This window comes from Corallococcus interemptor, from assembly GCF_003668875.1.
GTDB lineage: Bacteria > Myxococcota > Myxococcia > Myxococcales > Myxococcaceae > Corallococcus > Corallococcus interemptor.
Genome location: NZ_RAWM01000017.1, coordinates 60,960 through 85,572, shown reverse-complemented (window position 1 = coordinate 85,572; position 24,613 = coordinate 60,960). Strand labels below are relative to the sequence as shown.

The following is a 24,613-nucleotide window of genomic DNA, read 5'->3' as shown; positions in this document are numbered from 1 at the left end:
CGCCCATTCAGCTCTCGGCGGTCGCGCACGGGCCTTCGATGACGACCTTGAGCCCCCGGGGCTCGTTGCGGTGGAAGGTCAACGTCAGGCCCGTCTTCCGGCACAGCTCCCGGACGATGGCCACGCCCAGCCCGCTGCCGCGCGGATCTCGCTGACGGGCCTCGCCCGCGCGGAAGAGCCGCTCGCCCAGCCGCTCCAGGTCTTCCGGGGGCAGCCCCGGGCCGTCGTCCAGCACGGTGAGGCGGAAGCGCTCGGGCGACACGCGCTCCAGCAGCGCCACCACGTGGCCTCCTGGATCTCCATGCGTGATGGCGTTGTGCACCAGGTTGCCCACCGCCTGCTCCAGCATCGTCGCGTTGCAGCGCACCCAGACAGAGTCATCCGGATGGGACGCGTCCACGCTCAACTCCTTGCGTCGCGCCAGCAATCCAAGCCTCGCCACGACGCGCTCCACCACCATCCCCAGCTCCGCCCGGGGTTCACCGGCCAGCGGATCCACGCCCTCGCCCAGCTGACAGGCCAGGCGCAGGTTGTCCACCAGCGCCGTGAGATAGACGGTGTCCTCGATGCCGCGCACCAGCAGCCCGGACAGCTCGTCCCGGGACGCGGCCGTGGCCTGCTCCAGCGCGAGCTGCAGCGACGCGATGGGCGTCTTCAGGTCATGCGCCACGTCGGCCAGGAAGCGCTCCAGCGCATGCTTCCGCGCTTCGATGTGCCGGGCGTCCGACACCACGCGCACATGCGTGCTGTCCAGCACCCGGGCCAGGTCGCCCAGTTCATCCGGCACCGCGTCTTCCGCGGGCACGTACGCGGGGCCGCCCAGCCGTCCCGCGGTCTGGTGCAGCCGCCGCAGCCGGCGCAGGAGCGGCCCGATGACCACCGCGGTGGAGAGCGCGGCGGCCAGCGACGTGAAGGTGACCGCGGCCAGCAGCATCCACCGCAGCTCGTCCATGCGGTCGATGAGGAGCGGCCAGCGGAACTCCAGGAGGCTGCACGGTCCCACGTCCGCGACCCGCATCAGTAGGGCTCCGCCCCACGCGTGACCGTCGAGGCGCGGAAAGTAGAAGGTCAGCGGCTTGGGCTCACCGGCGAGCAGCCGCTCCACGAGCTTCGGATCCGGACCGCTGTTCTCCGTCGCGGTTCCGGAAGGAGCCAGCACCCGGGCAGCGTCGAACGCCACCACCTGCATCCCCTGGGGCGACGTATAGGTCCAACCCCCGGCCGAGGCCCGGCACGCATCGGCCTGCGTTTCGAACGTCGTGTCGGCCAGGAGCTGGACGGTGTGATGCGCGGACAGCTCCGCCGCCTTCCGGAAGGAGATGGACGCGGCGGCCAGGGTGGCCAGAATGCCCAGCGCCACCGACGCGATGGCGGTGCGCCACGCCAGCCCGTGCCACACCTTCACGGCGCGCCCTCCGGATCGAACCGGTAGCCAATGCCCCAGACCGTGCGCAGGTGCGCTCCGGCCGGCCCCAGCTTCTTGCGGATGCGCGCCACGTGCGAGTCCACCGTCCGCGTGTCGCGCTCTTCATTGGGCGGCAGCGCCTGGTCGGCGATCTGCTCGCGGGTGACGGCGCGTCCGGGCCGCTCGACGAGGTAGAGCAGCACGTCCAGTTCATGCCGCGTGAAGGACACCGGCCCGGTGCCCTCGCGGCTGACGGTGTGCGCGTCCAGGTCGATGCTCACGTCCGCCCAGCGCAGCGTGCGCCGCGCGTCCTCCTCCGGCAGGCGGAGCCTCGCGCGGATGCGCGCGACCAGCTCCTCCATCCAGAAGGGCTTGGCGAGGTAGTCCGCCGCGCCCAGTCCGAAGGAGCGCAGCCGCGCCTCCAATTCCTGTCGCGCGGTGAGGACCAGGATGGGGACGCGCAGCCGGTGGCGCCAGGCCTGGAGCAGCTCCAGGCCGTCCATTCCCGGCAGGTTCAGGTCCAGCACCACCAGGGCGGGCGGCTCGCGCTCCGCGGCCTCCAGCGCGAGCGGCCCGTCCGTGGCGAGCGTCACCTGGAAGCCCGCGAGCTTGAGCCCGCGGACGATTCCGGCGGCGATGGGAGGGTCGTCCTCCACGACGAGGATGGGACCATGCACGTCCATGGGGACGACCTCCGTCAAGCGCGTGGCTCAGGGCGCCGAAGCGTACTTGATGTAGTAGTTGACGTTGATGTTGATGGGGCGGGTCTCCTTGTCGCCCGAGGTGGCGTCGACGTCCTTCGACCCCTTGTTCCATTCACCCACCCTGAAGCCGCCCTTCACGGTGTCGGCGGTGTTGGAGTCGTCCTTGGGGAGGTTCTTGACCTCGATGGAGAAGGCGGAGGTGCGCGGCGCGCCGGTCGCGAACTCCTGCACCGAGCCGACCGCGTCCCCGAAGTTGCCGCCAGCGGCCTCCAGCGGGGGAAGCCGTTGCGCCGCGTCCGGATCCCTGCCCGCGCCGTGGTCGGTGCCACGCAGGAAGCGGCCGCGGTAGTCAGGAAGGTAGAAGACGTTGCCGCTGCCTCCGTTGGCGTAGCCGATCTGCGCGAAGAGCGGCGCGTAGGCGTCCGTTGTCGCCTGGCCGGCGCCGTCGCAGGGGGCCCAGTACTCCGAGGGGGGCCTCGCTTCCCCCGGGAAGCCCACCACGGCCCCGATGGGGAACCCGTCCGACGTGGCCGTGGACGAGGCGGGCCCGCCGCAGACGTACCAATCCACGTTGACGTTCCCGGGACGGGTCTCCAGGTTGCCGCCCTTGAGCTTCACGTTCGTGGTCTTGCTCGTGTACTTGCAGACGTGCTGTCCGCGGATGTTGGTCGCCTTCTTGGAGCCCGTGGGCAGATGGTGGAAGGTCAGGGAGATGGGGTTGCGGGGAGCACCCGTGGCCCAATCCTGGACGGAGCCCACCAGGTTGCCGACGGAGCCACATTCTCCGGAGGGCAGCGTCGGCTGGGGCGCCGTCCGGGTGGTGGCGTCCGGATCGTTGCCGGTGGATCCGCTCACGCCCCGCAGGAAGCGCCCCCGGAAGTCGGGGACGTAGAAGTACGGGTTGCCGTTGCCGCCAAAGCTCTTGCCCAGGACGGCGAAGAGCTCGGGCTGGCTCGCGGCGAGGTGGGAGTTGCCGTTGCACGACAGGAAGCGGGTGTCCGTCAGCACGCGCCCGGCGAACGGGAGGATGGCGCCCGTGGGAATGGCGGTGGGATTGTTGCGGCTGTCGGTGCTCGACGCCTTGATGATGAAGTGGACGTAGGCGTTGACCGGGCGCGACTCCTTGTCACCGCCGGTGACGAAGCCGCTCCAGGTGAGCGTGCCATCCTCCCAGTGCGCCAGCTTCTCGCTGAAGTCCTCATACGCCCTGTGGAGCCTGTGGGGCAGGTGATCCGCCTCACCCTGGAATGACTGACCCACGAAGCTGGTGGCCCACGACTCCACCGAGCCCGGACGGTCTTCCACGTTGCCGCCCTTCTGGGCCGCCGTCCGGGTCTTCACATCCGGGTCGCGCACGGTGGCGCCAGCCGTGCCGCGCAGGAAGTACCCCTGGAAGTTGGGGAGGTTGAAGGACTGGCCGGGGTAGCCCCCATTGGCGGTCCCGATGGCCTTGAACAGCTCCGGCAACTCCGCGACGTCGTGCCCCGACCCGTCACAGAGCAGCCAGCCCTGCGGCGCCAGTTTCGAAGGGTCCCCGCCGTAGGCGAGCACGGCGCCCACGGGAATCGCATCCGCGGCAATGGTGGGCTTGTTCGGCTTCACATCCGTCATGACTGCCTCCCCCTCTTGCGGCGCCCCAAGCGCCTTGCAAGGTGAGAGGAGGATGCGGGGAAGCTGTGGAGGAAGTGTGGAGCGCGTCAGAACGACGGCAGGTCGGACGCCAGATGGGACGACAGCCCTCCGTCCATCACCAGCGCGCTGCCGTTGACGTAGCCGCCCGCGGGCCCGACGAGGAACGCCACCAGACCCGCCACCTCTTCCGGCGTTCCGAAGCGCTTCGCGGGGATCCGCTCCTGCAACCGCTGGCGTGACGCGGACGGCGCCTTCGCCAGCATCTCCGTGTCGATGTAGCCCGGACAGACCGCGTTGCAGGTGATGCCGTAGCCTCCCCACTCCGCGGCGATGGCCTTCGAGTAGCCCACGAGCGCGTGCTTGGTGGCCGCGTACGTGGACGACTGGGCGCCCCCGAAGAGCCCCATGATGGACGCGACGTTCACGATGCGCCCGTGGCCCTCCGCCTTCATCCGGGGCAGCGCCCACTGACACAGGTTGCGCACGCCCTCCACGTTCACGCCGAACAGCAGGTCCCACTCGGCGACGCTCACCTCGTCCGCGCGATGAAACGGCCCTCCCAGGCCCGCGTTGTTCACCAGCACCCGGGGCACGCCCACCTTCGCTTCAACCCGGGCGAGCGCGGACTCCACGTCGTCCCGGCTCGCGACGTCGCAGGCAAGCGGCCACGCGCGGCCACCAGCCTCCACCAGCTGCTTCTGGAGCTGCTCCAGCGCGGCGGCGTCTCGCGACAGCAGGACCACCTCGAACCCGCTGCGCGACAGCTCCGTGGCGATGGCCGCTCCAATCCCCCGGCTGGCTCCCGTGACGACGGCGACAGGGGCTTTCATCAGAGCACCCCCTGCGGCGGGACGAGGCGCAGCTCGTCGATGCGCACGTTCGGAGGCTTCATCGAAATCTCCCAGATGCACTGGGCCACGTCCTCCACGGCGAGCATGTCCGCGGGGCTGAACTCCGGCCGCGACTTCCAGAACGCGGTGTAGACCGCGCCGAGCGACAACAGCGTGGCGCGGATGCCAAAGGCCTTGCCCTCTTCGTTGAGGACGCCGGTCAGCCCCCGGACGCCATGCTTGGTCGCGGCGTAGGCGCCGTTCATGGGCAGCGTCAGGTGGTCGCTCACGGATCCGATGTGGATGATGCGGCCACCGCCCCGGAGCTTCATCCGCCGGAAGGCCTCGCGCGCGCACAGGAACGTGCCCGTGAGGTTCACGCCGAGCGTCCGGTTCCAGTCCTCCAGCGACGTCTCGTGCAGGGGCGTGAAGACGCCCACGCCCGCACAGTTGACCAGGAGCTCCACCGGGCCCGTCTCCGCCTCCGCCCGCTCGAACAGCGCCCCCACGGAGTCCTCGCGGGTGATGTCCACGTGCAGGCAGTCCGGCGTCTCCGTCCTCACGTCGCTCGCGGCGCACACCACGCGCAGGCCCTCCGCGCGCAGCTTGTGGACGACGGCGCGCCCGATGTCGCCGGTGCCTCCGACGACGATGACATTCCGAATGCTCAAGCCCCGTGCCTCTCCCCGGGCCGTCCCCAGAAAGCCCATGAACAGGCTAGTCCATGCAAAGCGCGCGAACGAGGGATACTCACAAGGACGCTGCGGGAAGCTTTGGGTGAGGTTATTGGCTATTTTCTCAGAGTGCGAGTCCCCGGATGTGCGGACTCGTCCAGAGAGGCCCGAGATGATCTTCTTCATCATCCAGCCGAACGTCCCGGTGAATGACGCGTCCATCACGACGCCAAACGCGGACCCCACGGTGCCGTGGAACCGGGTCGGTGTCAGGCTGGCGGCGTGGACCGAGGTGTACACGGACCTGCCGACATTCTTTGAAGCCATTGTCGTCGCGGCACTCGCCGACCCGGTCTGCCGAGGAATGCTCGCGACGATGGGAACCGAGTTCGCGATTGCTCCCCTGGACGGCACATTCCTGTCGGAGAAGTCGCGATTGAACCGGGTGACGGCGCTCTTCTACGGGGTGCTCCGCTACTGGTGCAGCCCGCAGATCGGCAATCCCCAGTCCCCCACGCCAGCGCCGTTGGAGAAGCCGCTCACGCACATCGCGCTCTGGCAGCCAATGCTGGAACCGAACGCGCCGCGGACCGGCATCACCGACCTCTACAAGTCCATGCGGGCTCTCCCGCTCGCAACGGCGACGCGCCGCGCCCAGCTCCGCATCTTCGACAACATCCTGGAGGCTGCCCGGGCGGTCGTTGGCGAGGTCACGACCTCGCCCATCCGGCGACTCGACAAGCTGTTCGCGTTGAAGCTGACGAACAGCCCTCGAATGCTGGCGCGGCAACGCCAGCTCATTGGCGCCTACGTCGGCCGGCAAAAGGACAACTTCGACAAAGCCATTGCTGAGAAGAAGACCCTCTTCACGATCAAGGTCTGTCAGTACATGGCCTATTATTTCGGGCCGGATCTCTGCAAGCAGCTCAACCGGCTCAAGGCCCGGGAGGTCCTGGGCGCGTTCATCGCGTTCGCCCTGGACGACTCGGACAAGGCGGTCCTGGCGCCACTCCCGGAAGCGGTGCGGGCCATCTGGCTGAGGCTCCCACCGGTGGCGCGCTGCTGCATGCTCATCAATGATCTTCGCAAGCTGTTCGAGGATCCCAAATCTCCCACGGATGTCCGTGCCTCGCTCGCGTTGCCCAGGAAGGAGCTTCTGGCGGACCCGCCTCCGCTGCTCTGGCCCAGGAGCTACCGGGTCATCCGCCCGGAAAGAAAGACGTTCGATGGCGTGGTCGCTCAAGGCGTGAATCCGCGATTCCTTGCCGCGTGGAATCCGGATGAATACGCGGAGTATGTCATGACGTACCGGATGAACCTCTGCCCCCTGTGGGGAGGCGCCTCCGGTCACGCGGTCAATGCCATCCACCACTGGCAGGAGGCATTGGGAGAGAAGGCGCCGAACGTCACGAGGTCCGTCATCGCCGCGAGCCTCTTCGTCCTCTGGCGGCTGTTCTACGACATCCGCATCAGCCCCACCCATACGCTGACGGAGACGTTCGAGGCGACGCTCGCCCCTCGGGACAATCAGGTAGTGGATTCATACGAGGCCAGCTCGGGCGAGGAAATCGAGGCGGCTCCCCGTCTGATGCTGCCACCCCCCAAGAAGTCCGAGGAGAGCAAGGAGTCCGACCCGGTGCCCCAGCCACGCAAGCCCGTCTTCACGGTGCTGCCTCAGCAACTGGAGGACGCCTACGACGTGCTCGACCTGTGCCGGATCCGGGACGGAGCCCGCGCCGGTGCGGTCAACCCCATTGGCCTGGTGCGGATGCTGTCGCGGGCCTACTGGAACGGGCAGGGGTTCGCTGGCTACGACACGGTCCAGCAGGCGGTGAATCGGGAGCGAAAGACGCTCGCGGACCAGGGGTATTGGCTTCCGCGGTGGTCGCACGATGCGACGTCCAAGGTGGGCACGGGCGTGATGTCCTACGTGGAGTCCGAGGATCCGGACATGCAGCCCATCAAGCCCGAGGTGGCCAGGGAGGCGCTGCGCCTCCTGGGCGGCATCCTTCGGCGGCTGTGCACACCGGTTGAGCCTCTGCGCGGGTTCCGGGCTCCCTGGGCCCTGCATGCGAAGGTATTGGACGAAGTGAAGCTCCGGCAGCCCGCGCTGTTGGAGAGCCGGCGTGAGAAGGCCGAGACACTGCTTCGGCGCGGAATGAAGACCCTGGAGGTACTCGCGGGGCTCGTGGGCGTGCCGGAGGAGCCCCTGAGCGCGGAGCTGCAGCTCCTGCTTCGGGTCGCGACGCAGTCCTTCCTCCTCTGCATCCAGTGGTTGGAGCCCACCTCGCCCGAAGGCCGGGCACCGACGGTGGGGGTCCTGCCGTCCGAGCTCGTGACGGTGCTCTGGTCCCGGCTGTCTCCGCTGCCCAGCCTGCTTCAGGAGGCGGCGAAGACCTCCGTGCCACGGACCTATCAGGAGACGCTGAGGATGGTCGCGGCGGAGCTCGAGCAATTGAAGGCGGAGCTGAGGCCCCTGTTGCCGTCGTCCGCCCGAGGCAACCTGCGGGAGGAGGGCGTGCGCATGCGGCCCACCTCCCGCGAGGCGCCAGCGTTCTCTCCCGAAGTGAAGAAGGCCCAGGCGGCGGTGAATCAGCTGATCTCCCAGGTGAAGCCGCTGCTCCAGTCCCTGGTGAATGAGATGAGAAGCGGCCTGAGCCTCGCGAAGCAGGTTCCGCCGGAGTGTCGTGCCGCCGTGCGTGAGGCGCTGCGTCTGCTGGAGGAGGACGAGTTGCTGTTGAGCCTGTCCCTGACCCCGTACCGTGTGGACGGGACCCTGGCGCGGTTGTCGGATGACGCCATCGCGCTCAAGGTGCGGCAGCTGGTGCGGGACCTGCCCGGTTCACTGCGCTCACTGCAGAAGACGCTGCGAGCGGCGTTGAAGGGCCCGAAGCTCTCCCCCGTGAACCGCGGCTTCATCAACTCCCATGTGGACAGGATTGCGTTGCTGCTCCCCTCGGTGGAGCAATTGACGCTGTCCTCCCATGACGACCTTCCTCAGGAGCGCTGGGCGCCGAGCGACATCATCGCGGAGGTCCGCAAGTCCCGTCAGGCTCCGACCTCGAAGCCTCCTGTGTCCTCCGTGCCTTCGTTCAGCCGGTCCAACAAGGGGCCGTCCACGTCCACCGGGGACTCACACCGCTTCGTCCAGGGGCTGGACACCCACTGGTACACGGGGGACGAAATCCGGGTGCTACTCGGGTTGCACCTGCGCGACGTGCGCGACCGGGTCTACATCATGGAAGGCATTGACGCGCATCTGCACCAGGGCTTCACGCTGGAGGAAAACCTGCGACAGGTCCGCGCCGCCATTCGGGACACCGAGACCCAATGCGTCGTGGCGCCAGTTCATGTCGGAGGCAATCACTGGACGGCGCTCTCCCTCCACTTCGACCTCCAGGCGGCGAAGCCCTATCTTTCACCTGCGATTCATTACGTGGATCCGCAGGGGACGCGCGGACTGCCCGAGACCCTTCGCCTGTCCCTGCTCATCCTGTTCCCGGACGCCCGCGTCACGACGTCGACCCAGGCGTATCAACCGGCCAACGACGAACATAACTGTGGCCCGTGGACGGTGACCCTGCTGGCTCATCTGGCGCGGCACGGGGGCGTGCTGCCAGACAGGGGCGCCTTCAACATCCAGGAGGCTCGCACGGAGGATGGAAGGCGTCTCCAGCAGGCGCTAGACCGCCCCTGACGCCTGGCGTGTTCACCGGAGGCCCCAGGGCCTACCCTCGGAAGTGCGCATGGAGCACCTCCTCACCCACGCCGAGCAACCCGTCCAAGTACGCAGCGCCAGGCGTGCCAGCCGGACCTGGCCTCGCTGGCTCCGCTACTCATTGCCGGGGTCCTGGGTCGCGCTGCTCTTCGCATGTCTGGCTTTCACACCATCGCTGCTGCCGCGCAGCGGGCCGTTCCAGGGCTTCGTCAGCGGCCTCAGCGCGGCGATGGGCTATGGGCTGGGTTGCCTGGGCGCATGGCTCTGGCGGGAGTTCGCGGACCGCCCCGCGAGGACACCCCGAAAGCTCGCGTGGCAGGGCTTCTTCGCGACGGCCCTGGTGGCTTTGACGGGCGCGCTGCTGCTCGGCTGGCACTGGCAGCACCGTTTGCGGGAGCTCATGGGCATGCCGTCGCCGGGCCGCGCGGGCTATCTGCTCGCCCCCTTCGTCGCGGCGGCCTTCTTCTTCCTGCTCGTCGCCATGGGGCGCGGACTGCGCGCCGTGTTCCGCGCGCTGGCCACGCGACTCTCACGGCACATCGGTCCTCGCGCGGCCCGGGCGACCAGCGGCCTGGCCGTGGTGGTGATCACCGCGCTGGTGGCCAGCGGCGTGCTGTGGGACGGGCTCATCGCCACGGCGGACCGCACCCTGGCGGTGCAGGACCTGATGACCGACGAGGGCGTGGTCCAACCCCGGACGGCGCTGCGCTCCGGCGGCCCCGGCTCCTCCATCCCGTGGGAGTCCCTGGGGAGGGAAGGGCGCAACTTCATCGGACGCGGGCCCTCGGTCGACGACCTCTCCCGGTTCCATGGCACGGCGGTGAAGGAGCCGATCCGCGCGTACGCGGGCTACGCCTCCGCCCCGGACGCGGAGGCGCGCGCGGCGGTCGCGGTGGACGACCTGGAGCGGGCCGGCGGCTTCGACCGCGAGTACCTGCTCGTGGTGACGACGACGGGCAGCGGCTGGGTGGTGCCGGAGTCCGTGGACGCCTTCGAGTACCTGGCGCGCGGTGACTCGGCCATCGTCGCCATGCAGTACTCGCATCTGTGGTCGTGGCTCTCCGTCCTGGTGGATCAGGATCGGGCCCGGGAGTCGGGCAGGGCGCTCTTCGACGAAGTGTATGAACGCTGGTCGCGGCGTCCTCCGGCGCGGCGCCCCAAGCTGCTGGTGTTTGGAGAGAGCCTGGGCTCCTACGGCGGAGAGACGGCGTTCAGCGGCGAGCGGGACCTGGCCAACCGCGCCGACGGGGTCCTCTTCGTCGGGCCGCCGAACTTCAACACCCTGTATCGCGCCTTCACCGACCACCGCGACGCGGGCAGCCCGGAGGTGGAGCCCGTCTACAGAAGCGGCCGCATCGTCCGCTTCAGCCGCCGGCCGGGGAGCGACATCCCGCCCGCGTCCGAGCCCTGGGGGGACTCGCGCGTGCTGTACCTGCTGCACCCCTCCGACCCCATCACCTGGTGGAGCCCCCGGCTCCTGGTGCACCGGCCGGACTGGCTGCGCGAGCCCCGGGGCGCGGACGTCCTGGGCCAGATGGTGTGGATCCCCTTCGTCACGTTCTGGCAGGTGACCGCGGACCTTCCCCTGGGGATGGAGGTCCCCGCCGGATACGGCCACGTCTACACCGGCGAGCACGTGGACGGCTGGGTCGCGCTCCTGCGGCCCGAAGGCTGGAGCGCGGACCAGACGGCCCGGCTGCGCCAGCTCCTCCTCGCGAGGGATGCTTCGAACCGTGGATAGCTGGTGGCGCAACGACCCTGTGGCGCCCCCTGTCTTCCGGTGATTCGTCAATGAATACGATTACTTAGGTTCACTCGGCAGGGTCCCACCACCACTTCCGGCGCCCGGGGGGCCCTCCCGCGTCATGGCCCCTCTGCTCCGAGGAGGCTCCCCGCTTGCCCTGAAATCACGTATAGGCCTCCGCACATTTTCGCGCGGCACGCGAGCGCCCCGCAGGGCGAGCGGTCAGTGACCCCCGGGACTGCTCTGGAGGAACGGATGGAGTTGTCGAGTCTCGAATCGGATTTCTGGGCAATCGCACCAGGCGTGATTGGCGCCGTGGGCCTGCTCTTCGCTGCGTTCTTCTACTTCCGCGTCAAGGGCCTGCCCGAAGGTGACGCGACGATGAACCGCATCGCGGGCTACATCCGCGAAGGCGCGATGGCGTTCCTCGTCCGCGAATACAAGGTGCTCGCGGTCTACTGCGTGGTCGTCGCCATCGTCATCGGCCTGGCGCTGGGCCCGGTCGCGAGCGCGAGCTTCGTGGCGGGCGCGTTCCTGTCGCTGCTCGCGGGCTACATCGGCATGAAGGCCGCCACGTTCGCGAACGTGCGCACCGCGCAGGCCGCGCGCACCGGCTCCAAGCCGAACGCGCTGCTGGTCGCGCTGGACGGCGGCGCGGTGATGGGTCTGGCCGTCGCCGGCCTGGGCCTCATCGGCATGGGCGTCCTCTACTACGCGTTCCGCGGGAGCGCGGAGCTGTCCCCCATCCTCCACTCGTTCGCCGTGGGCGCCAGCTCCATCGCGCTCTTCGCGCGCGTGGGCGGCGGCATCTACACCAAGGCCGCGGACGTGGGCTCCGACATCGCCGGCAAGGTCATCGAGAACATCCCCGAGGACGACCCGCGCAACCCCGGCGTCATCGCCGACAACGTGGGTGACAACGTGGGCGACGTGGCCGGCATGGGCGCGGACATCTACGAGTCCATGGTCGCCGCCATCGTCGCCGCCATGGCCATCGCGCTGACCGCCAACTCGACGCAGCTGTCCCGCCTGCTGGTGGACACGAACGCGACGGGCAACGCGAAGCTGGCCGGCGTCATCCTGCCGCTGGTGCTGTCCGCCATCGGCCTGGTGGTCAGCCTGGTGAGCATCTTCATCGCCCGCGCGCTCAAGCACATGAACCCCGCGCAGGTGCTGCGCAGCGCGCTCATCATGCCCCCCGTCATCCTGGTGGGCCTGTCCTTCGTGCTGATGAACGTGTTCGGCCTGTCCCAGAACATCACGTTGGCGCTGGCGGCGGGTGCCTTCGGCGGCGCCATCATCGGCCTCGTCACGGACTACTACACGTCGTCCACGCCGGTGCAGCGCATCGCGGAGTCCTCCATCACGGGCGCGGGCACCAACCTCATCCGCGGCCTCGCGGTCGGCATGGAGAGCGTGGGCATCTCCATGGCCACCATCGCGCTGGTGGCGTACATCGCGGACCGCGCGCTGGGCCTGTACGGCATCGCGCTGTCGGCGGTGGGCATGCTGGGCGGCACGGCCGTCGTCATGACGGTGGACGCGTACGGCCCCATCTCCGACAACGCGGGCGGCATCTCCGAGATGTCCGGCCTGGGCCCGGACGTGCGCGCCATCACCGACGAGCTGGACGCGGTGGGCAACACCACGGCCGCCATCGGCAAGGGCTTCGCCATCGGCTCCGCGACCCTCACGGTCATCGCGCTCTTCTCCGCGTTCAACCTGGAGGTCAACCACACCCGCGTGGCCAACGGCCTGGCGGAGATGAGCCTGGAGCTGACCAACCCGAACGTCATCGTGGGCCTGCTCTTGGGCTCCATCCTGCCGTTCCTCGTCGGCGCTTCCACGATGCTCGCGGTGGGCCGCGCGGCGGGCGCCATCGTCGAGGAGATTGGCCGTCAGTTCCGTGAGATTCCGGGCCTGATGGAGCTCAAGGCGGAGCCGGACCCCAAGAAGATCGTCGACATCGCCACCAAGAGCGCCCTGCGCGAGATGATCTTCCCGGGCATCATCGCCATCGTCGCGCCGCCGCTCGTGGGCTACCTGCTGGGCCCCGGCGCGCTGGCGGGCCTGCTGGCCGGTGCGCTCGTCGTCGGTGCCACCATGGCGCTCTACATGGCCAACGCGGGCGGCGCCTGGGACAACGCCAAGAAGTACATCGAGAAGGGCAAGCTGCCGGGCCACGCCAAGGGCTCGGCGGTCCACAAGGCCGCCGTCGTTGGCGACATGGTGGGCGACCCGTTCAAGGACACGTCCGGTCCCGGCGTGGCCATCCTCATCAAGGTCATGAGCGTCGTGTCGCTGCTCGTGGCCTCGCTCATCGCGCTGCGCTGAGCCGTTGTTCCTGGGGTGCGGCAGCCAGCTTGAAGGCGCCGCACCCTGGGGGCAGGAGGGCGGACACCCGGCCAGGCGACAGCGGCCGGGTCAGGGGCAGTGGGCGAGCGCGTGCTTACACTTTCTGGTGAGCCGCTCGCTCGTGTCCCTCTGAGGGTGAGGTGTCCCATGGTCCTGGAGCTCTCCCAGCAGCAGATCCATCTCCTCCAAGTGTCGCTGGCCGAAAGCATCGATGCGCTGCGTGACGAGGTGGTCCACACCGACACGCGCGACCTGCGCGAGCACCTGAAGGACACGCTCGAACGGCTGCAGGCCATCCAGCGTGAGGTGGAGGCGCAGGCTCGACCGGCCGCCCAGCCATGACGAAACCGCACGGAGGGTAGAGGAAATCGCGCTAAACCGCGATTTCCACTCTGTCTTCCGAGGTTTCGGATGAAGAAGTTCCTGCTGTCCGCCGCCGCGACGCTGGGCCTGACGCTCGCGTCCTCGCCGGCCCACGCCCAGTCCCCCGGCCCCTTCTCTCCCTTCGCGCCGTTCGAGCTGCGGGTGAACTTCCAGCCCGCGAACGCGCCGGTGCCCGCGGGCTTCGTCGCGGACTCCGGGCAGGTGTACGGCAACCGGGGCAATGGCTTCACCTACGGGTGGAACCAGGACAACACCGCCAACACAAGAGATCGCAACAACCCCAACACGCCGTCGCAGGCGTACGACACCCTCATCCGCACGCAGAACGGCGCGAACTACACCTGGGAGCTGGCCGTGCCCAACGGCTACTACGAGGTGCGGCTGGTGGCGGGGGACTCGGACTTCATCGACAGCGAGTACGCCTTCAGCGTCGAGTACTACGGCGACGTGCTGCGCGGGACGCCCACGGCGGATCAGCACTTCTTCGAAGCGGTGAAGCTGGTGGACGTGAGCGATGGCCGGCTCACGGTGCGCAGCAGCAGCCCGGCGGTGAACAACAAGCTCGCGTTCCTGGAGGTGAAGCGGAAGTTCGGCATCGACATCAACTTCCAGCCCGCGTCCAACCCGCCCCTGGAGAACTTCGGCTACCTGCCGGACAACGGGCTCGTCTACGGCGCGCGGCAGTTCGGCTTCACCTACGGCTGGAACGTGGACAACACGGCCAACATGGTGGACGCGGGCCATGACGTGGACATCGTCGCGCAGCGCCACGCGCGCATGCAGCAGGGCGGCGATCGCGTCTGGGAGATCGCCGTGCCCAACGGCGTCTACGAAGTGAGCATGCTGGCCGGAGAGCCCTTCAACTATGTGGGCGCCTACCGCATCCAGGCGGAGGACACGGTGGTGCTCAGCGGCATGCCCACGGGCTACGGCTTCACCACCGGCATCGCGCGCGTCGCGGTGTCGGACGGGCGCCTCACGGTGAAGAGCGCGCCGGGTGCGGGGAACAACCGCATCAACGCCGTCTACATCCGGCAGCAGTAGCGTCAGCGCGGAGCGGGAGTGGTGGGCTTGCCCTCCAGGGGATGGCCCCGGGTGCCGGCGGCCCACTCCTCCCAGACGTTGAAGGACTTCATCTGCGAGCCCAGGTCGGTGTCGCGGATGAGCGCCTCCACCTCCGCGCGGCTCTGGCGGGGCAGCTTCTCTTCCATGGTGGCGAAGCCCCACGCGAGCGCACCCACCACGGCCGCGTTGGCGCGCAGGGTGCGAGCGTCGCACTGTTCGAACTCGTCCGAGCGCGCGTGGTAGTTGGGCCCGTACGTGGCCGGCTCCTGGTTGGCGATGAGGTTGGCCACGCCGTGCATCATGAAGTCGAAGTTGTCGGTGCCCACCACCGGCACGTCCACCTGGGTGAAGGGCCCCAGGCCCGCCACGGGCTTGAGCGCGGCGTCCACCAGCGGCACCAGGGCGGGCCGGCCGTTCGTGTAGAAGCCGGTGATGCGCCCGCAGCCGATGTCCACCGACAGCGCCATCGTGTGCTGGTTCAACTCCGCCGCGTGCGAGCGCGTGTAGCCCGCGGAGCCGTACATGCCCTGCTCCTCGCCGTTCCACAGCGCGAAGCGCAGGGTGCGCGCGGGCTTCAGGCCCAGGCGCTGCATCTGCCGCGCGAGGTCCAGGAGCATCGCGACGTTGGCGCCGTTGTCGAGCGCGCCGCCGCCCAGGTCCCAGCTGTCCAGGTGCGCGCCCAGCACGACGACCTCGTCCGGGTGCGTGGTGCCGCGCAGCTCCCCGATGACGTTGCGCGACTCGTAGGGGCCGCCTGTCTTCAGGTCCAACGCCGCGGTGAGGCTCAGGGCCTTGCCCGCGCGCAGCAGCCGCAGCGCGCGCTTCGCGCCGTCGCGCTCCATCACCATCATGGGGCGGGTGTTCCGGGGGCCCACGGAGACGCTGTGCCGGTACAGCTGGTTGCCCGGACGGCTGCCCATGTAGACGACGCCGGCCACGCCCGCGGCGAACGCGCGGGACTCGATGGCGGTGGCCTCGTCGTACTCGCGAAAGAGGCCGTCCACGTCCTTGAGTTCGTCCGTCTCCACCAGCAGGAACGCGCCCTTCGCCTTCGCGCCCAACCGCTGGAGATCCGCCCCGGTGCCGCGGCCCGCGTCCACCAGCGGCGCGGTGAGGCCGGCCTTGGGCGTGGCGGTGGAGAAGGGCATCGCGGCCACGCGCGGGGCGAAGCGCACGCCCGGGCCCTGCACGGAGGCCGTAGCGCCGCGCTCCAGCCACAGCGCCGGCATGGGGAAGGCTTCCGTGCGCGCCGTCACTCCGGCGGCGCGGAAGCGCGCCAGCGCCCACTCCACGGAGCGGCTGTTGGCCTCGGAGCCCGTGGCCCTGCCGCCCACCTCGTCCACCAGGGAGCGCAGGTCGTCGAGCATGGGCGTTCCGCCCAGCAGGCTCCCCACGAGCAGCGCGGCGTCGCGCTCACGCGCGGAAGGCGGGGCCTCCTGGGCACTGGAGGGCGCCGGGAGGGCCAGGGCGAGGGACAGCGCCGCGAGGCGGACGAGCGGACGGGCAGGGGACATGCCGCAAGCATTCCCACCCCGGCCCGTCCCCGGCAAGCACGAGCCTTCAGCGCATCTTGAGCACCACGCGGAAGCGGGCCTTGTTGCTCATCATCCGGTCGAAGGCCTCCGCCGCGCGATCCAGAGGGAACACTTCGTTGCGCGAGCGCACCCCGGCCAGCGCGCTGAACTCCATGGTCTCCTGCGAGTCCTGGGGCACGCCGCTGGGCCAGCCCTGGATGCGCGTGCGCTTGCTGATCATGGACAGGCTGCTGACAGGGATGGGCTCCGAGCCCGCGCCCAACAGCAGCAGGGTGCCGTTGCGGCCCAGGCCTCCCAACAGCTCGCCCGCGAGGCTGCTGCTCGACGCGGTCATCATGATGACGCGCGCGCCGCCCAGCTTCTGGAGGGCCTCCGCGGGCTTCTCCTTCTCCGTGTCGATGTATTCGTGCGCGCCCAGCTCCAGCGCCAGGGCCTTCTTGTCCGCCCCGCGCGAGATGGCCACGGTGCGGTAGCCGAACTTGCTGGCGTACTGGATGGCCAGGTGGCCCAGCCCGCCAATGCCTTGCACGGCCACCAGGTCCCCCGGCCGCGCGCCCATGTTGCGCAGGGAGTTGTAGGTGGTGACGCCCGCGCAGAGCAGGGGCGCGGCGTCCTCGGAGGACATGCCCTCCGGGATGCGGGCCAGCGCCTCCTGGGGAGCGACCATGTACTCCGCGTAGCCGCCGTCGTAGCTGATGCCGCAGACCTGCTGCTTCTCGCAGGTGACGAAGTCCCCGCTGCGGCACGCGACACACTGGCCGCAGTGGCCCCCGTGCCAGCCCACGCCGACGTGCTGTCCTTCCTTCCAGGCCGTCACGCCGGAGCCCACGCGGTCGATGCGGCCCACCACCTCGTGGCCCGGCACGCGCGGGTACTGGATGGGCATCCAGCCTTCCTTGGTGATGGCGTCGCTGTGGCAGACGCCGCACGCCTCCACCGCGATGCGCACCTGCCCGGGTCCAGGCTCGGGGACCTCGCGCTCCACGGTCTCGAGCGGGCCGCCTGCCTTCTTCACCTGCACGGATTTCATCGTCCTGGCCATGGCGGAGGGATGGGGATGACGCGGTGCGGGCGCACCTGGAGTGAGGAAGAACGCCAGGCCGGTGGGCAAGCGGCCGGGTTGACGCCGGAGGCCTCGCGCTCCGAGGCTGGGGGACCTCTCGCATCACAGGAGTGTGCAGATGACTTCCAGCCGTCCGGCGAAGCTCGCGGTGATTGGCAGTGGTCTCATGGGCAGCGCGCTGGCCCGGGCGTTCGCCGCGGCGGGGCACGACGTCGCGGTCTGGAACCGGACGCCGGCCAAGGCCCGGGCCGTGGGCGGTGGCACCGTCGCCTTCGAGAGCCTGGTGGAGGCCGTCGCCGGGCGGGCGCTCGTGGTCGTCTCGCTGTCCAACTACGCCGCATGGTCGGAGCTGGTCGGCTCACCGGCCATCGCGTCGGCGCTGGCTGGAACGACGGTCGTCCAGCTCACCAGCGGCTCACCGGCGGATGCGCGCGGCGGGCTGGAGTGGGCGAGGGCCCACGGCGTGGACTACCTGGACGCGGCGATCCTCGCCTTTCCCGCGTTCGTGGCCACCGACTACGCGACGGTCTACTACGCCGGGTCGCGCGCCGTGTTCGACCGGCACCAGGAAACCCTCCAGGCCATCGCCAAGACCTCCGTCTACGTCGACGAGAAGATCGGCTCCGCCGCGACGCTCGACTGCGCCATCCTGGAGGCCTTCTACGGCGGCTCGCTGGCGGTCCTCCACGCCGCGGCGATGTGCCAGGCCGAGGGGTTGGACCCCAAGGCCTTCTTCGCCCAGAAGAACTCCTTCCTGGGGTTGATCTCCGTCACCGCCGACGCCGCGCAGGGCATGATCGAGAACAACGACTTCACCGGCCAGCAGTGCAGCCTCAACACCCACGTCGCCGCCCTCGAGCACATCGTCCGGCTGAGCACCGACGCCCGCATCAGCGCGCGCTTCCCCCGGGAGCTGCTGGAGAACTACCGGCGAGCGCTCGGCGCTGGGCTGGGTGAGCAGGAACTGCCCGCCGTGTTCCGGACCCTGAAGCAGGAGTGATTCAGAAGGTCTGGCGCTTCTCCAGTTCGGGAAGCGCCTGGTCCAGGCGCTTCGCCAGCTCCGGCAGCTTGATGGTGGGCACCGCCGGGAAGAGGTGGTGCTCCAGGTGATAGAACATGCTGAACGTGAGCAGGTTCTTCCAGCCGGTGCGCTGGGTCCGCGCGAGCGCCGGGGCATCCTGCGTGTCGTGATGCACGGTCCACACGGCGAAGAAGGCCATCAGGCACTCGCCCAGGGCCATCACCATGACGTGGTAGATGAGGAAGTGAAGCCGCAGGTGGAAGACCCCGGCGACGAAGACCGCGATGGAGGCCAGCTCGAACAGGACGTTCCAGCGGTACTTCCTGTCGCCATGCTGGAGCGTCACCTTGTGGATCAGGAACATGTGCACGGGGCCGTACAGGATGGCCCCGTACCAGGACATGCCCGCTGACTTCCCCTCGTAGTCACCCTCCGCCAGGGTGAACCGGTGATGTCTCAGGTGGTTGAACTTCACCGCGTGGAGCGAGACCACCATCAGCACGCTGTTCAGATACAGCGTGAGCCAGGTCAGGAACCGGTTCGTGCCCAGCGCGCGGTGGAAGCCGTTGTGGACCTGCCTCAGGCCCGTGAGGAAGAAGAAGGCCGAGAAGGGCAGGGCGAGGGCGTAGTGCTCGAAGTACGCCAGCAGCATCGAGAGCAAGAACCAGGGAATGGTCAGGTTGTTCTCGATGAGGAGCTCCCTCGTCGAGAGCGTCCTCAAGTCCTTCCACTTCACACCGCGGAGGCGTTCCGGCTGGACCATGCAGTGAAGGATGCCCGAAGAGGGGTGAAACAGCGATGTCGCGCTAACACCCGGGCCTGGCTTTGCTATGCCGCCCCGGCGAATGGACACCGGGAGCGTGGAGAAGAGCTGGAACTGCCTCTGCAAGGGGACGGCCGGCACCGCGACCGCGCAGCTCGAGGAGATTGGCGTGGACCTCAACGCCCTGAAGACGGACGGGTGGCCCTGCGTCCAGGGGGACTTCGACAAGGACGGCCAGCCGGACTACGCCTTCCCGGGCAAGGGCTACTCGTGCAACGGCTCCGTGCCGGTGCGGGTGCTCTTCACGAAGGACGGGAAGGTGCGCGAGGTAAGCGCCCTCCCGCGTCAGGTGAGTTGCCTGCAGCTCTACGGCATCCGCTCCAAGCCGGGCCCCTACGGCGTGCCCAGGACGGCGCGCCAGGGGCTGGTCGACTGGGGCGAGGGCAACGCCACCTGGGTCTACCTCTTCAACGGAAAGAAGTGGCGGGCCTCCAGCCACTTCTCCGAGTAGGCACTCCTACTTGCCCGTCTTCTTCCCGACGGCGGGCTTCACGGCGGCCGGCTTCGCGGGAGCCCCCTTCACGGGCGTCGCCTTCGCGGGCGCCGCCTTCGCGATGGCGGGGTTGCGCTTCGCCGCCAGCTCCGGAATCAGCAGCAGCTCGATGCGGCGGTTGCGCGCGCGGCCCTGCGGTGAGGCATTGGCCGCCAGGGGCCGCGTGTCGCTGTAGCCGGCCGCGAGCATGCGCTTCGCGGGCACGCCGCCCTTCTCCTGGAGGAAGCGCACCACGTTGACGGCGCGCGCGACGGACAGCTCCCAATTGGTGGGGAAGGTGGCCTGGAGCTTCTGCGTGGGCGGCGAGTCGTCCGTGTGGCCCGACACCTGGATGAGCTTGTCATCCACCTTGGACAGCACGCCGCCCAGCCGGGTGAGGACCTCCTGGCCGCGCGAGCTGATGCTGGCGTCGCCCGAATCGAAGAGGACCTTGTCCACCAGGTCCACCTGGAGGCGGCCGCCGTCCTGCGACAGGCGGATGGCGCCCTCGGCGATCTCCTTCTTCAGCTTGTCCTGAAGGTCCTCGTAGGTGGCCTTGAGCCGCGCCAGCTCCGCCTCCTGCTCCTGCACTGTCTGGCTGAGCTGTTCCTTCTCCGTGTTGAGCTGCTCCTTCTCCGTGGACAGCTTCGCGTGCTCCGCCTCCAGCGCGGCCAGCTTCGCCTCCAGCTGTTGCTTCGCGGCCTCCGCCTCACTGGCCTTCGCCGTGGCCGAGGCCGCCTCCGCGTCCGCGCGCGTCGTGCTGCGATGCGACAGGTAGAGCACCAGCCCCGCGAGCGCCGCCACCAATCCTGTCACCAGCCAGGGGACCCAGGCCCTTCCACGTTCCGTCTCCATGTCGCGACCTCCAGGGTGCAATGGATGGAGGGCACGCTAGTGAAGGGCCCCGGGTGCGCTTCAAGGCGACCCGGGTGCGTGAAGGTGTCTGGAGGTGCATTCTTCCAGCGTCAGTACATGGAGCAGACGATGCCGACGCAGTCGGCCACGCCGTTGTCCCGCGCCACGTTCCCGCCGCCGTTGATGGCGGTGGGCGCGTAGATGCCGATGCCCGCGTTGCCCAGGGCGACGTTGTTGATCAGCGTGGGCGTGCTGGGCGGCAGGACGCGCAGGCCGTCGTTGCCGCTGCGCAGGAACTGGTTGCCCCGGACGATGCCCGTGAGCGGAGTGGGGACGGCCGCGGGAAGGTCGGCCAGGCTCAGGCCCTCCGCGTTGTCATGGAAGGTATTGCCGTCGATGTAGACCGTCTCGGCCTGCACCTCGAGCCCCTCGCCATTGCTGACGGCCAGGGTGTCCACCATCTCCAGCCGGGTCGTCTGCCAGATGGGCCAGGCGGTGGGCGCGAACGAGGCGTTGTTCGCGAGGAGTGAGTTCTCGAACCGCATGTTGTTGCAGGTGTAGGGACCGCCGAAGTCGAACTGCATCCTGCCCACGGCATCGTTCCACGCGAGCGTGCTCCCCCGGACACGGAAGGCCCCCCCGAAGCAATGGATGACGACTCCATTGGACGTGAAGGTGGAGTCGAGCACGTCGATGTTGTGGAAGTCCGCGATCATCGCGGTCGCGTTGTGGGTGAAGACGGAGGAGCGCACGTCGAAGTTGCCATCGGACGCATCGAACGCGCTGCTCAACCCCTGGCCGTTCCCGCTCAGACGTGAGTTCGTGATGAGGAAGTTCCCATACGAGGCCTGGTCGTAGACGCCGATGTTGTTGTCGAGGAGCGCGAGCTCATGCAGCCGCACGTACAACGTGCCCGCATTGAACGTGGTGGTGATGCCGCTGCCGAATCCACGGATGGTGCCATTGCGCACCATCCGGCCCCTCGCGATCACGACGCCCTGCGACTCGTCGTTCGCCGGGCCAGTGCGGCGGATGGTGTAGCCGCCCAGGTCCAGGACGATGTCCGCGCCGTCGAGCTGGAGCGCGAAGGGCGCCGAGCTGGGGCAGTTGAGGTCATGCGTCAGACGCGTGTGGGTGGTGAGGGTGTCACCGCAATGGACGGTGGCTCCGGCGGTGAACGTGACTTCGCCCTCCGCATCGGAAGGGACCGTGCCACGGGCCTGGACGTCCTGCGCTCCCGTGAGCAAGGTGCTGACGGCCAGGGCCAGGGTGAATCCACGCATCTGCTTCATGTTGCCTCCTCGGGCCGGAGACGTCCGGCCACCGGCGCCAGAGGTAGGCACGGGGCTCCAGACCGCTTCCCGTCCAGGGGTGTCAGCGCGCGGCCCGGAGTGCGACAGCGTGGCGGCGCCCAAGGGTGGGTAGGAGCCCCGGCGGTTACTTCAGCGTCGACGTGTCGATGACGAACCGGTACCGGACGTCGGAGGCCAGCACGCGCTCGTAGGCGTCGTTGATCTTGCTGGCGGGGATGACCTCGATGTCCGCGCCGATGTGGTGCCTGGCGCAGAAGTCGAGCATCTCCTGCGTCTGCGGGATGCCGCCGATGAGCGAGCCGGTGAACGTGCGGCGGGGCATGAAGAGCGAGAAGACGTTGAGGGACAGCGGCTCCGGAGGCGCGCCCACGTTGACCAGCGCGCCGTCCAGGGCGAGCAGGGACAGGTAGGCGTCCACGTCGATCTTCGCGCTCACCGTGTTCACGATGAGGTCGAACGTGCCCGCGAGCTTCTTGAACGTCTCCGGGTCCTTCGTGGCGTAGTAGTGGTGCGCGCCCAGGCGCAGGCCCTCCTCCTTCTTGCTCAGCGACTGGGACAGGACGGTGACCTCCGCGCCCATCGCGCGAGCGAACTTCACGCCCATGTGCCCCAGGCCGCCCAGGCCCACGATGGCCACCTTCTTGCCGGGGCCCGCGCCCCAGCGGCGCAGCGGCGAGTACGTGGTGATGCCCGCGCACAAGAGCGGCGCGGCGGCGTCCAGCGGGATGCCTTCCGGAATCTTGAGGACGAAGTCCTCGGTCACGACGATGTGCGTGGAGTAGCCGCCCTGGGTGACCTGCCCGTCCCGGCCGGTGGCGCCGTAGGTGCCGACCATGCCCTTGAGGCAGTGCTGCTCCTCGCCCTTGCGGCAGGACGAGCAGTCGCCGCAGGAGTCCACCATGCAGCCCACGCCGACGCGGTCGCCGACGGCGTGCTTCTTCACCTGGGAACCGACGCCGGTGACGATGCCGGCGATCTCATGGCCGGGGACCAGGGGGTAGGCCTGCTCGCCCCACTCGCCGCGGACGGTGTGGATGTCGGAGTGGCAGATGCCGCAGAACTTGATCTCGATGAGGACGTCGCGAGGACCCAGCTCCCGGCGCTGGAGGGTCAGGGGACCGAGCGGGGACTTCGCGGAGGTGGCGGCGTAGGCGTTGGCGTTGGGCATGTGTCTTCTCTCTCCAGGAGTCTTGGGGGCCGGTGGGCCCCGTTCACGGACTGAGAGATACGCGCCAGGGCCCGGGAGGACTACGCGGAGAACGCCAACAGCCTTTTAACGGGGGCTTAACAGTGGTTTCGGGTACGGTCCTCGCGCATGACTACGGCGCCTTTCACGCAGCTGCAGGTCTTCCTCGCCGTGGCCCGGCTGCGCAGCTTCAGCGGCGCCGCGCGTGAGCTGGGCGTCTCCACGGCGGCGGTGAGCCAGGCCGTGCGGCAGCTGGAGGAGCAGCTGCGCGTGGTGCTGCTCACCCGCACCACCCGCAGCGTGGCCCTGACGGACGTAGGCCGCCGGCTCGTGGAGGGAGCAGGCCCGGCGGTCGGCCAGACGCTGGCCACGCTCCGCGAGGTGGCGGCCCAACCGGGTGAGGCCGTGGGCCGGATCCGCCTGACGGTGCTGACGGCGGCGGTGCCCTACGTCATCACGCCCGTGGTGCCGGCCTTCCGCGCGCGCCATCCGCGCGTGGAGGTGGAGGTCGTCATCGAGGATCGCCTCGTGGACATCGTCGAGGAGGGCTACGACGCGGGCGTTCGCCTGAGCGAGTCCATCCAGCGCGACATGGTGCAGGTGCGCCTCACGGACGCGTTCCGCTTCGTGGTGGTGGGGGCGCCCGGCTACCTCAAGCGCCACGGCACGCCCCAGCGTCCCGAGGACCTGCTGAAGCACGAGTGCATCACGTTCCGCTCGCAGACGACCGGGACGCTGTATCCGTGGGAGCTGGAGCGCGGACGCAAGAACTGGCGCGTGCCGGTGCGCGGGGGCGTCGTCAGCAATGACATCCATCTGCCCTCGGCCCTGGCGGAGCAGGGCGTGGGCCTGGCGTATGCCTTCGAGCCGGCGGTGGCGGAGCCGCTGCGCACCGGGAAGCTCGTGCGGGTGCTGGAGGCCTACGCGCCGACGGTCCCGGGGTTCTTCCTCTACTACCCCAGCCGCGCGCAGCGCTCCGCGCCACTGCGGCTCTTCGTCGAAGCGGCCCGGGAGCTGGCGCTGAAGTCCTTGTGAAGAGGTGCTCGGGGCGGCTGTCCAGGCCCTCCTGCTTGCCCAGTCTGCGCTTCTGCATCGTGTTCTCTCCTGTCGCTCTCTTGCGGGGAGAGATGTTGAACGCAGCTTCGTGGGGTCAAGCCCGCGAAGGCCGCAGGGCGTCCGCCAGCGCTTCGAGCGCACGCTCCTGCTGGGAGGACAGCCGCACCCCGGGCCGCGCCTGCCGCACCCGCGCGAGCGCCGTCTTCGCGTCCGGCGCGTCGCCCCGGGCCACGAGGAGCGCGGCGGCGATCATCCCCGTGCGCCCATGTCCCTGCGCGCAGTGGACGTACAGCGGGCCGGGCAGGGTGGCCAGTTCAAGGAGGACCGGAGCCACGTGCTCCACGGGCAACGTCGACGCGTCCAGGATGGGCAGGGACACGTACCGGCAGGCGCCGCGAATGGCTTCCGGTTCGATGAACTCGGAGGTCAGGTCGAGCACGGCGGTGACGCCTTCGGGCAGCTCACCCGGGAGCAGCCGGCGCCCCACCAGGACTCCGGGCACCACTTCGTCAAAGACACGCTCCCGTGAGCCGCGCCGCGCCAGATGCCACGTCCCCCACGTGAGCAGCAGGTAGGGCAGGAGCGCGAGCACCGCCCACGGACGCATTCGTCCGTCGGGTTGCTTGCCAAAGGCCCGTGCGCCCGCTCCGGCATACGCGAGCGCTACGAGGGCGAAGCTCAGCGCGGGCCACAGCAGCAGCCAGCCAACGCCTTGGATCCGCTGTGCGAGGAAGGCGAGGAGCGCCGCCGCGGTGGTGAAGACGAACGTGTATTTCAT

Annotated in this window: 20 protein-coding genes; 8 read left to right on the top strand and 12 right to left on the bottom strand. The window is 69.2% G+C overall.

Going from position 1 to position 24,613, the window contains the following annotated elements:
- Positions 1-7: 7 nt before the first annotated feature.
- The 5 genes from D7X96_RS09275 to D7X96_RS09255 all read right to left on the bottom strand — a co-directional run bounded on the left by D7X96_RS09275 (position 8) and on the right by D7X96_RS09255 (position 5,242).
- Positions 8-1,405 carry a sensor histidine kinase gene (locus tag D7X96_RS09275; protein ID WP_121769507.1) on the bottom strand — a complete coding sequence of 466 codons (1,398 nt, stop codon included), beginning with the start codon at positions 1,403-1,405 and terminating at the stop codon, positions 8-10.
- Entirely contained in the window at positions 1,402-2,088 is a 687-nt protein-coding gene (locus tag D7X96_RS09270) for a response regulator transcription factor (protein ID WP_121769506.1), read from the bottom strand. The genes D7X96_RS09275 and D7X96_RS09270 overlap by 4 nt, the downstream gene beginning before the upstream one ends.
- 27 nt (positions 2,089-2,115) lie before the next feature.
- The gene (locus tag D7X96_RS09265; RefSeq protein ID WP_120546441.1) at positions 2,116-3,720 is read right to left on the bottom strand and encodes a phage tail protein; all 1,605 of its coding nucleotides are present in this window, start codon (positions 3,718-3,720) and stop codon (positions 2,116-2,118) included.
- Between the two features lie 86 nt (positions 3,721-3,806).
- Entirely contained in the window at positions 3,807-4,571 is a 765-nt protein-coding gene (locus D7X96_RS09260) for an SDR family NAD(P)-dependent oxidoreductase (RefSeq protein ID WP_120546440.1), read from the bottom strand.
- Complete coding sequence (locus tag D7X96_RS09255; protein WP_121769505.1) at positions 4,571-5,242, bottom strand: SDR family oxidoreductase; 672 nt, start codon at positions 5,240-5,242, stop codon at positions 4,571-4,573. Before D7X96_RS09255 ends, D7X96_RS09260 begins: the two co-directional genes overlap by 1 nt.
- Before the next feature lie 175 nt (positions 5,243-5,417).
- Here D7X96_RS09255 and D7X96_RS09250 point away from each other — a divergent pair, with 175 nt between their 5' ends.
- The 5 genes from D7X96_RS09250 (at position 5,418) to D7X96_RS09230 (ending at position 14,490) form a co-directional block, all read left to right on the top strand.
- The gene (locus D7X96_RS09250) at positions 5,418-8,942 is read left to right on the top strand and encodes a hypothetical protein (RefSeq protein ID WP_121769504.1); all 3,525 of its coding nucleotides are present in this window, start codon (positions 5,418-5,420) and stop codon (positions 8,940-8,942) included.
- Positions 8,943-9,084: 142 nt separating this feature from the next.
- Positions 9,085-10,704, top strand: coding sequence for an alpha/beta hydrolase (locus tag D7X96_RS09245; protein WP_244219505.1), 1,620 nt, complete (start codon positions 9,085-9,087; stop codon positions 10,702-10,704).
- A gap of 258 nt (positions 10,705-10,962) precedes the next feature.
- Positions 10,963-13,041, top strand: coding sequence for a sodium-translocating pyrophosphatase (locus tag D7X96_RS09240; protein WP_120546436.1), 2,079 nt, complete (start codon positions 10,963-10,965; stop codon positions 13,039-13,041).
- A gap of 168 nt (positions 13,042-13,209) precedes the next feature.
- Positions 13,210-13,404, top strand: coding sequence for a hypothetical protein (locus D7X96_RS09235; RefSeq protein ID WP_120546435.1), 195 nt, complete (start codon positions 13,210-13,212; stop codon positions 13,402-13,404).
- Between the two features lie 69 nt (positions 13,405-13,473).
- A complete protein-coding gene (locus D7X96_RS09230; protein ID WP_120546434.1) occupies positions 13,474-14,490 on the top strand; it encodes a hypothetical protein in 1,017 nt (338 codons plus the stop codon).
- 2 nt (positions 14,491-14,492) lie between these two features.
- On the opposite strand, the gene D7X96_RS09225 is transcribed toward D7X96_RS09230, so the two are convergent.
- On the bottom strand, positions 14,493-16,025 hold the full coding sequence (locus tag D7X96_RS09225; RefSeq protein ID WP_121769502.1) for a M28 family metallopeptidase: 1,533 nt from the start codon (positions 16,023-16,025) through the stop codon (positions 14,493-14,495).
- A gap of 46 nt (positions 16,026-16,071) precedes the next feature.
- The gene (locus D7X96_RS09220; protein WP_233609470.1) at positions 16,072-17,076 is read right to left on the bottom strand and encodes an alcohol dehydrogenase; all 1,005 of its coding nucleotides are present in this window, start codon (positions 17,074-17,076) and stop codon (positions 16,072-16,074) included.
- A 151-nt stretch (positions 17,077-17,227) separates the two neighbouring features.
- Between D7X96_RS09220 and D7X96_RS09215 the strand changes: the two genes are divergently transcribed.
- Positions 17,228-18,109, top strand: coding sequence for an NAD(P)-dependent oxidoreductase (locus D7X96_RS09215; protein ID WP_121722003.1), 882 nt, complete (start codon positions 17,228-17,230; stop codon positions 18,107-18,109).
- 1 nt (position 18,110) lies between these two features.
- On the opposite strand, the gene D7X96_RS09210 is transcribed toward D7X96_RS09215, so the two are convergent.
- Positions 18,111-18,851, bottom strand: a complete 741-nt coding sequence (locus D7X96_RS09210) for a fatty acid desaturase family protein (protein ID WP_208647288.1) — start codon at positions 18,849-18,851, stop codon at positions 18,111-18,113.
- A gap of 139 nt (positions 18,852-18,990) precedes the next feature.
- On the opposite strand from D7X96_RS09210, the gene D7X96_RS09205 reads away from it, so the two are divergent.
- On the top strand, positions 18,991-19,404 hold the full coding sequence (locus D7X96_RS09205) for a hypothetical protein (RefSeq protein ID WP_199746828.1): 414 nt from the start codon (positions 18,991-18,993) through the stop codon (positions 19,402-19,404).
- A 6-nt stretch (positions 19,405-19,410) separates the two neighbouring features.
- Here the strand turns inward: D7X96_RS09205 and D7X96_RS09200 are convergent, their stop codons facing one another.
- The 3 genes from D7X96_RS09200 to D7X96_RS09190 form a co-directional block, all read right to left on the bottom strand.
- A complete protein-coding gene (locus D7X96_RS09200; protein ID WP_121769501.1) occupies positions 19,411-20,280 on the bottom strand; it encodes an OmpA/MotB family protein in 870 nt (289 codons plus the stop codon).
- A gap of 110 nt (positions 20,281-20,390) precedes the next feature.
- Positions 20,391-21,572: a right-handed parallel beta-helix repeat-containing protein gene (locus tag D7X96_RS09195; RefSeq protein WP_120546428.1), complete on the bottom strand. Its 1,182-nt coding sequence runs from the start codon at positions 21,570-21,572 to the stop codon at positions 20,391-20,393.
- A 145-nt stretch (positions 21,573-21,717) separates the two neighbouring features.
- Entirely contained in the window at positions 21,718-22,761 is a 1,044-nt protein-coding gene (locus D7X96_RS09190) for an NAD(P)-dependent alcohol dehydrogenase (RefSeq protein WP_121722005.1), read from the bottom strand.
- Between the two features lie 147 nt (positions 22,762-22,908).
- On the opposite strand from D7X96_RS09190, the gene D7X96_RS09185 reads away from it, so the two are divergent.
- Positions 22,909-23,814: a LysR family transcriptional regulator gene (locus tag D7X96_RS09185; RefSeq protein WP_121769500.1), complete on the top strand. Its 906-nt coding sequence runs from the start codon at positions 22,909-22,911 to the stop codon at positions 23,812-23,814.
- A 115-nt stretch (positions 23,815-23,929) separates the two neighbouring features.
- Here the strand turns inward: D7X96_RS09185 and D7X96_RS09180 are convergent, their stop codons facing one another.
- On the bottom strand, positions 23,930-24,613 hold the full coding sequence (locus tag D7X96_RS09180; RefSeq protein WP_121769499.1) for a phosphatase domain-containing protein: 684 nt from the start codon (positions 24,611-24,613) through the stop codon (positions 23,930-23,932).

What these genes read in the sequence shown, in the direction of transcription:
- D7X96_RS09270 (WP_121769506.1), bottom strand. Translation starts at nt 2,088, where the DNA reads ATGGACGTGCATGGTCCCATCCTCGTCGTGGAGGACGACCCTCCCATC.
- D7X96_RS09265 (WP_120546441.1), bottom strand. Translation starts at nt 3,720, where the DNA reads ATGACGGATGTGAAGCCGAACAAGCCCACCATTGCCGCGGATGCGATT.
- D7X96_RS09260 (WP_120546440.1), bottom strand. Translation starts at nt 4,571, where the DNA reads ATGAAAGCCCCTGTCGCCGTCGTCACGGGAGCCAGCCGGGGGATTGGA.
- D7X96_RS09250 (WP_121769504.1), top strand. Translation starts at nt 5,418, where the DNA reads ATGATCTTCTTCATCATCCAGCCGAACGTCCCGGTGAATGACGCGTCC.
- D7X96_RS09240 (WP_120546436.1), top strand. Translation starts at nt 10,963, where the DNA reads ATGGAGTTGTCGAGTCTCGAATCGGATTTCTGGGCAATCGCACCAGGC.
- D7X96_RS09235 (WP_120546435.1), top strand. Translation starts at nt 13,210, where the DNA reads ATGGTCCTGGAGCTCTCCCAGCAGCAGATCCATCTCCTCCAAGTGTCG.
- D7X96_RS09230 (WP_120546434.1), top strand. Translation starts at nt 13,474, where the DNA reads ATGAAGAAGTTCCTGCTGTCCGCCGCCGCGACGCTGGGCCTGACGCTC.
- D7X96_RS09225 (WP_121769502.1), bottom strand. Translation starts at nt 16,025, where the DNA reads ATGTCCCCTGCCCGTCCGCTCGTCCGCCTCGCGGCGCTGTCCCTCGCC.
- D7X96_RS09220 (WP_233609470.1), bottom strand. Translation starts at nt 17,076, where the DNA reads ATGAAATCCGTGCAGGTGAAGAAGGCAGGCGGCCCGCTCGAGACCGTG.
- D7X96_RS09215 (WP_121722003.1), top strand. Translation starts at nt 17,228, where the DNA reads ATGACTTCCAGCCGTCCGGCGAAGCTCGCGGTGATTGGCAGTGGTCTC.
- D7X96_RS09200 (WP_121769501.1), bottom strand. Translation starts at nt 20,280, where the DNA reads ATGGAGACGGAACGTGGAAGGGCCTGGGTCCCCTGGCTGGTGACAGGA.
- D7X96_RS09195 (WP_120546428.1), bottom strand. Translation starts at nt 21,572, where the DNA reads ATGAAGCAGATGCGTGGATTCACCCTGGCCCTGGCCGTCAGCACCTTG.
- D7X96_RS09190 (WP_121722005.1), bottom strand. Translation starts at nt 22,761, where the DNA reads ATGCCCAACGCCAACGCCTACGCCGCCACCTCCGCGAAGTCCCCGCTC.
- D7X96_RS09185 (WP_121769500.1), top strand. Translation starts at nt 22,909, where the DNA reads ATGACTACGGCGCCTTTCACGCAGCTGCAGGTCTTCCTCGCCGTGGCC.
- D7X96_RS09180 (WP_121769499.1), bottom strand. Translation starts at nt 24,613, where the DNA reads ATGAAATACACGTTCGTCTTCACCACCGCGGCGGCGCTCCTCGCCTTC.